The organism is Barnesiella sp. CU968, assembly GCF_905219685.1.
GTDB classification, from domain to species: Bacteria; Bacteroidota; Bacteroidia; order Bacteroidales; family Muribaculaceae; genus Lepagella; species Lepagella muris_A.
This window is the reverse complement of the sequence record NZ_CAJMXD010000169.1, coordinates 1-6,214: the sequence shown is the minus strand read 5'-3', so window position 1 is coordinate 6,214 and position 6,214 is coordinate 1. Positions and strand designations below refer to the sequence as shown.

The following is a 6,214-nucleotide window of genomic DNA, read 5'->3' as shown; positions in this document are numbered from 1 at the left end:
TGGTACGGCATGTTCCTTCACGAATCGCAATATCTCGAACCGGTGATGCGCGACATGGAGAAATTCCTTGAAAGCAGTCAGGAGAACGTAAGCGGAACAGTTGAGATTACACTCCGTCCGCTCGGCTATACCCTCGTTGGCGTCGACTCCCCGTTCGACCTGATGAAAACCGATTTCGGAGAATACGGAGAAGTCAACAAGGCATGGAGTGCCGACGATGTGAAAGGATTCACAAAAATTCTCGGCAACCAGATGAAAATATTCCACAACGTACAGAAAAGAAACGGGAAATGATAAAGGCAGGAATAATCGGAGGCGCGGGCTACACAGCGGGAGAACTTGTCAGGCTTCTTCACAACCATCCCGAAGTCAGTCTCGAATGGGTGCACTCGTCGAGCAATGCCGGCAGACCTCTGTGCGAGGTGCACTCCGGCATTGCCGGAGACACGGACATGCTCTTTGCCGACACCCACCCGCTACAGGGCATTGACGTTCTCTTTCTCTGTTCCGGACACGGAGCGAGTGCTTCATTCTGGCAGCAGAACGAAATGCCCCGCGGTCTGCGGGTCATAGACCTTGCCCAGGACTTCCGTGATGAATCTTGCGGCTACGTATACGGTCTTCCGGAAATCAACCGCCCGCGCATCGCCGAGGCACGCAAGGTAGCCAACCCCGGATGCTTCGCCACTGCCATTCAGCTTGCTCTTCTTCCCCTCGCCGCCGCCGGCTGTCTTGAAGGACGCGTGCACACTACGGGAATCACGGGAAGCACCGGCGCGGGAGTAAAGCCCTCCGTCACCACCCATTTCAGCTGGCGCGACAACAATCTGTCGGTATACAAACCGTTCACCCACCAGCATCTTGCTGAAATCGGCGCCACCCTGCGCCATCTGCAGCCATCCTGGTCCGAAGGCATCAGCTTCATCCCCGTGCGCGGAGACTTTCCACGCGGCATATTCTGCGCCACAACCCTGCGCACTGCACTCGACACCGGCGAGCTGACCAGGATGTATTCGGATTTTTATTCGGAATCACCGTTCACACACGTATGCCGGACCGATGTTGACCTCAAGCAGGTTGTCAACACCAACAAATGTCTTCTCAGCGTCACCTCCCGCAACGGAGAAGCCCTTGTCATCTCAGTCATCGACAACCTTCTCAAAGGAGCTTCCGGTCAGGCAGTCGAGAATATGAATCTGATGTTCGGACTCCCCGAAGACTGCGGGCTGAGACTCAAGGCATCGGCATTTTAGGTGTCGTTTAAATCTAAAAATACTGCAATGAAACTATTTGATGTTTATTCATTATACGACATAGAGCCCGTGCGCGGCAAGGGAAACTATGTCTACACCGCCGACGGCACTCCCTATCTCGACTTTTACGGAGGTCACGCCGTGATCTCCATAGGTCACTCGCATCCGCGATATGTCGATGCCGTCAGCAGACAGGTGTCTCAGCTTGCGTTCTACAGCAATTCTGTTAAAAACACCCTGCAGCAACGCCTCGCCGACCTTCTCGGTGAGATTTCCGGTTATGACGATTATCAGCTCTTTCTTGCCAATTCAGGCGCGGAAGCCAACGAGAACGCCATAAAACTCGCATCTTTCGCTACCGGACGCCGCAGGATCCTTGCCTTCGACAAGGCGTTTCACGGACGCACATCAGCCGCAGTTGCCGCCACCGACAACCCACGCATACAGGCACCAGTCAACAAGACCGATAACATCGTCTTCTCCCCCCTCAACGACATCGAGGCGGCAACCCGCCTGCTCGAATCACAGGAATTCGCAGCCGTCATCATCGAAGGCATTCAGGGAGTTGCAGGAATCCGCATGGTCGATGATGATTTCCTGCGCCGCCTGAGCGAAGTCGCCGCCGCAACCGGCACACTGCTGATAGCCGACGAAATCCAGAGCGGCTACGGACGCACAGGGAAATTCTTCGCCCATCAGCACGCCGGGATACGCCCCGACATAATAACCTCCGCAAAAGGCATTGCAAACGGATTCCCGATGTCGGCGGTGCTCGTGTCGCCGGAGATCAGACCTGAAAAAGGGATGCTCGGCACAACCTTCGGAGGAAATCATCTCGCCTGTGCAGCCGCAATCGCGGTGCTTGAGATAATACGCGATGAAAACCTTGTGGAGAATGCAGCCCGAACCGGAGAAAGACTTATCGCGCGGCTTCGCTCCATTCCTGAGATAAAAGAGGTGCGCGGACGCGGACTGATGATAGGAATGGAGATTGACGGAGATGCCTCGGAACTCCGCAGAAAACTCCTCTTCGGCAATCACGTATTTACCGGAGGCGCAGGCATACATACCGTCAGGCTGCTACCCCCGTTAACCATAACCGACGGTGAGGCTGACATCTTCATCGAAAGGTTGAAAAAAGCTATCAAAGAATGAGAAAGTTCACAGACGTAACAGACATCGGCTCTCTGCGCCAAGCCGTAGATGAGGCATTTGAGATAAAACGTGACCGTTTCGCCCATACCGATCTCGGCAAAAACCGCACTTTGCTGATGATATTCTTCAATTCGAGCCTGCGCACACGGCTCAGCACCCAGAAAGCGGCGATGAACCTCGGCATGAACGTGATTGTGCTCGATGTCAATCAGGGCGCATGGAAACTCGAGACAGAACGCGGCGTGATAATGGACGGCGACAAAGCGGAACACCTCCTTGAGGCGATTCCGGTCATGGGAAGTTACTGCGACATAATCGGCGTGCGCGCCTTCGCCGGTCTCAAAGACCGCGACGAAGACTACGGGGAGCGCGTCATCTCCCAGTTTATCCACCATTCCGGGTGCCCCGTATTCAGTATGGAAGCGGCAACCCGCCATCCCCTGCAAAGTTTCGCAGATCTTATCACCATCGAGGAGTTCAAGACAGTGGAGCGGCCTAAAGTGGTGCTTACATGGGCACCCCATCCCAAGGCTCTCCCGCAGGCGGTGCCCAACTCATTCGCCGAATGGATGAACGCCGCCGACTACGATTTTTTCATCACTCATCCCCATGGATATGAGCTCGCACCGGAGTTTGTCGGCAATGCCACCGTGGAATACGACCAGCGCCGAGCATTCGAAGGAGCACACTTCATATACGCGAAAAACTGGAGTGCATACAATGCCCCCGATTATGGAAAAGTTCTGAACACCGACCGCTCATGGATGGTGGATGAAGAGAAGATGCGCCTCACCGACAACGCCTTTTTCATGCACTGCCTTCCCGTCAGACGCAACATGATTGTCTCCGATGCCGTCATAGAATCCGAACGCAGTCTGGNGANNCCCCANGCAGCCAACCGCGATATTTCGGCGCAGGTCGTTCTCAAACGCATGCTTGAATCCCTTTAGAAACTGTTTAAATTTAAACAGTTTCTTAGAATTAATATATTGACAGATAATGCAGACTCTGAAAATTTTCAAGATAGGCGGCAACGTAGTTGACAACCCGCAGATTCTGAGCAAATTCCTTGCGGATTTCAACAGAGTGTCGGGAGACAAGATAATAGTGCACGGAGGCGGCAAGGAGGCGACACGTCTCGCCTCCGCTCTTGATGTGCCGGTCACAATGATCGAAGGGAGACGCGTCACAGACCGCCGGACACTCGACATCGTCACTATGGTTTACGCCGGACTCGTCAACAAACGTGTTGTGGCGGCACTTCAGGCTATCGGCTGCAACGCTATCGGGCTCTCTGGGTCCGACGGCGATGCGATCAGGGCTGTGAGACGCGCACCGGAACCTGTTGACTATGGATACGTCGGCGACATCAACGCATCCTCAGTCAATGTCAGGCTGCTGACAGACTTGCTCGGCTGCGGCATGGTACCGGTGCTATGCGCCATAACCCACGATGGCGACGGCTTGCTACTGAACTGCAACGCCGACACGATAGCCTCGTCCGTCGCAGTAGCGCTTTCGCAGGTGCGGGAAACAGAACTGATCTACTGCTTCGAGCAGCCGGGAGTGCTTACCGACATAAATGACAAAAGCAGCGTGATTCCACTGATCACCCCCGATGACTTTCCCGCTCTTAAAGAGAGCGGTGTGATTTCAGCCGGAATGATACCTAAAATCAAGAATGCCCTCGACGCGGTGCGCAAGGGAGTCAGATACGTCTCTGTCAAAAGCAGTGATGACATTCTCGGCTGCACCGGAACAACAGTGCGCCTATGACACGTCAGGCAACAGACCTCCTCAGGACACTCATCGCCACACCCTCCGTCTCTCGCGATGAAAACGCCGCAGCTGATGTCGTGGAGGCTTTTCTCCGCGACCATGGTGTCCGTACCCGGCGTTATGCCGACAACATCGTCGCTCTGCCGGAACGTTTCGTTCCGGGGTTGCCGGTACTGATGCTCAACAGCCATATCGACACAGTCCGTCCCGCACCCTCCTATTCGTTCGACCCCTTTGCCCCGTTCGAAGAGAACGGACGTCTGTACGGACTCGGCAGCAATGACGCCGGGGCAAGCGTGGTGTCGCTCATAGCGGCGTTTCTGCAGCTTCGCGGCGAGGACCTCCCCCTGAATCTTCTGCTTGCCGTCTCGGCGGAAGAAGAGGTCGGGGGTGAAAACGGGATGCGCCTGCTTCTACCTTCTCTTGCAGCCGACGGCATCGTGCCCGACATGGCAATCATCGGAGAACCCACAGGGATGCAGCCCGCCATCGCCGAACGCGGACTTGTCGTTCTCGACTGCGTGACACGCGGAATAACCGGACATGCCGCCCGCCCGGAGGGAGTGAACGCCATATACCGGGCGATCGATGACATTTCCCTGTTGCGAGGCTTCCGGTTCGGCAACGAATCGGAGACCCTCGGTCCTGTCAGGATCTCCGTAACCATGATAGAGGCAGGCAGGCAACACAATGTAGTGCCCGACGAATGCCGATGGGTTGCGGACATACGCACCACCGACGCCTACTCGAATGAAGAGACCGTCAGGATACTGCAGGAGGCTGTAAGCCGTCATTCCGTTCTGACACCCCGCTCCACACGCATCCGCGCCTCGGTGATCGACCCGAGACATCCGCTTGTAAGGGCAGCCTCGGGAATGGGGCTGACACCGTTCATATCCCCCACCACCTCCGACATGTCGCTGATGCACGGCATACCATCGCTCAAGATCGGTCCGGGGGATTCCGCCCGCTCCCACTCCGCCAACGAATTCATTCTCATCGATGAGATAGAGCAGGCGATATCGTTATATCCGAAACTAATAAGAAAATGTTCAAATGAAACTTTGGGACAAGGGTTTTGAACCCGACAAAATGATAGAGAAGTTCACCGTAGGCAATGACCGCGAACTCGACATGAGGCTCGCCCTTTACGATGTCGAGGGCTCCATGGCACACATCACCATGCTTGAATCGATCGGACTTCTGACACAGGAGGAGCTGCAAACCCTCCTCTCCGCTCTTGAGGAAATAAAAGAGACCATACGCAACGGCAGTTTCAGCATCGAGGAGGGTGTGGAGGATGTCCACTCCCAGGTCGAGTTCATGCTTACGGCAAAGCTCGGTGACCTCGGAAAAAAAATCCACTCAGGTCGCTCCCGCAACGACCAGGTGCTTCTTGACCTGAAACTCTTTATGCGCGACGAGCTGAAAAAAATAGCCCAAGTCACAGGCAGCCTGTGCCACTCTCTGCTTGATCTTGCCGAAAGACACAAGGATGTCCTGATGCCGGGATACACACATCTGCAGATAGCCATGCCCTCTTCTTTCGGTCTGTGGTTCGGAGCTTACGCCGAATCATTTTCCGATGACCTCGAGCTGCTTTGGTCGGCATACCGCATAGCCAACCGCAATCCGCTCGGGTCGGCAGCCGGATATGGCTCTTCGTTCCCCCTTGACCGCGAGATGACCACCCGCCTCCTCCACTTCGAATCGATGCATTACAACGTCGTGGCGGCGCAGATGAGCCGGGGAAAGACCGAACGCGCCGCAGCCATGGCTGTTGCCGCAATAGCCTCTACCCTTTCACACCTTGCCATGGACGTTTGCATGTGGATGTGTCAGAATTTCGGATTTGTCTCCTTTCCCGATGAGTTCACAACCGGTTCCTCGATAATGCCTCACAAGAAAAATCCGGACGTGTTCGAGATAATGCGGGGCAAATGCAACAGGCTCCAGTCTCTGCCCAACGAGATCGCACTTCTCACCGCCAACCTCCCGTTAGGATACAACCGCGACCTCCAGCTACT

Annotated in this window: 6 protein-coding genes and 1 pseudogene; all 7 read left to right on the top strand. The window is 55.2% G+C overall.

What is annotated here, in order from left to right:
* A pseudogene (locus JX312_RS07785) lies at nucleotides 1-294 on the top strand (argininosuccinate synthase domain-containing protein); the annotation flags it as partial.
* Complete coding sequence (argC, locus tag JX312_RS07780; protein WP_204457611.1) at nucleotides 291-1,253, top strand: N-acetyl-gamma-glutamyl-phosphate reductase; 963 nt, start codon at nucleotides 291-293, stop codon at nucleotides 1,251-1,253. The pseudogene JX312_RS07785 and the gene argC, both read left to right, overlap by 4 nt.
* Before the next feature lie 27 nt (nucleotides 1,254-1,280).
* Nucleotides 1,281-2,408 carry an aspartate aminotransferase family protein gene (locus JX312_RS07775; protein ID WP_204457610.1) on the top strand — a complete coding sequence of 376 codons (1,128 nt, stop codon included), beginning with the start codon at nucleotides 1,281-1,283 and terminating at the stop codon, nucleotides 2,406-2,408.
* On the top strand, nucleotides 2,405-3,358 hold the full coding sequence (locus JX312_RS07770) for an acetylornithine carbamoyltransferase (protein ID WP_204457609.1): 954 nt from the start codon (nucleotides 2,405-2,407) through the stop codon (nucleotides 3,356-3,358). Before JX312_RS07775 ends, JX312_RS07770 begins: the two co-directional genes overlap by 4 nt.
* Nucleotides 3,359-3,407: 49 nt before the next feature.
* Nucleotides 3,408-4,184 carry an acetylglutamate kinase gene (gene argB / locus JX312_RS07765; protein ID WP_124030370.1) on the top strand — a complete coding sequence of 259 codons (777 nt, stop codon included), beginning with the start codon at nucleotides 3,408-3,410 and terminating at the stop codon, nucleotides 4,182-4,184.
* Nucleotides 4,181-5,269: a M20/M25/M40 family metallo-hydrolase gene (locus tag JX312_RS07760; RefSeq protein ID WP_204457608.1), complete on the top strand. Its 1,089-nt coding sequence runs from the start codon at nucleotides 4,181-4,183 to the stop codon at nucleotides 5,267-5,269. Before argB ends, JX312_RS07760 begins: the two co-directional genes overlap by 4 nt.
* Nucleotides 5,244-6,214, top strand: a 971-nt coding sequence (argH, locus tag JX312_RS07755; protein WP_204457607.1) for an argininosuccinate lyase, incomplete at its 3' end; no start/stop codon positions are given. The genes JX312_RS07760 and argH, both read left to right, overlap by 26 nt.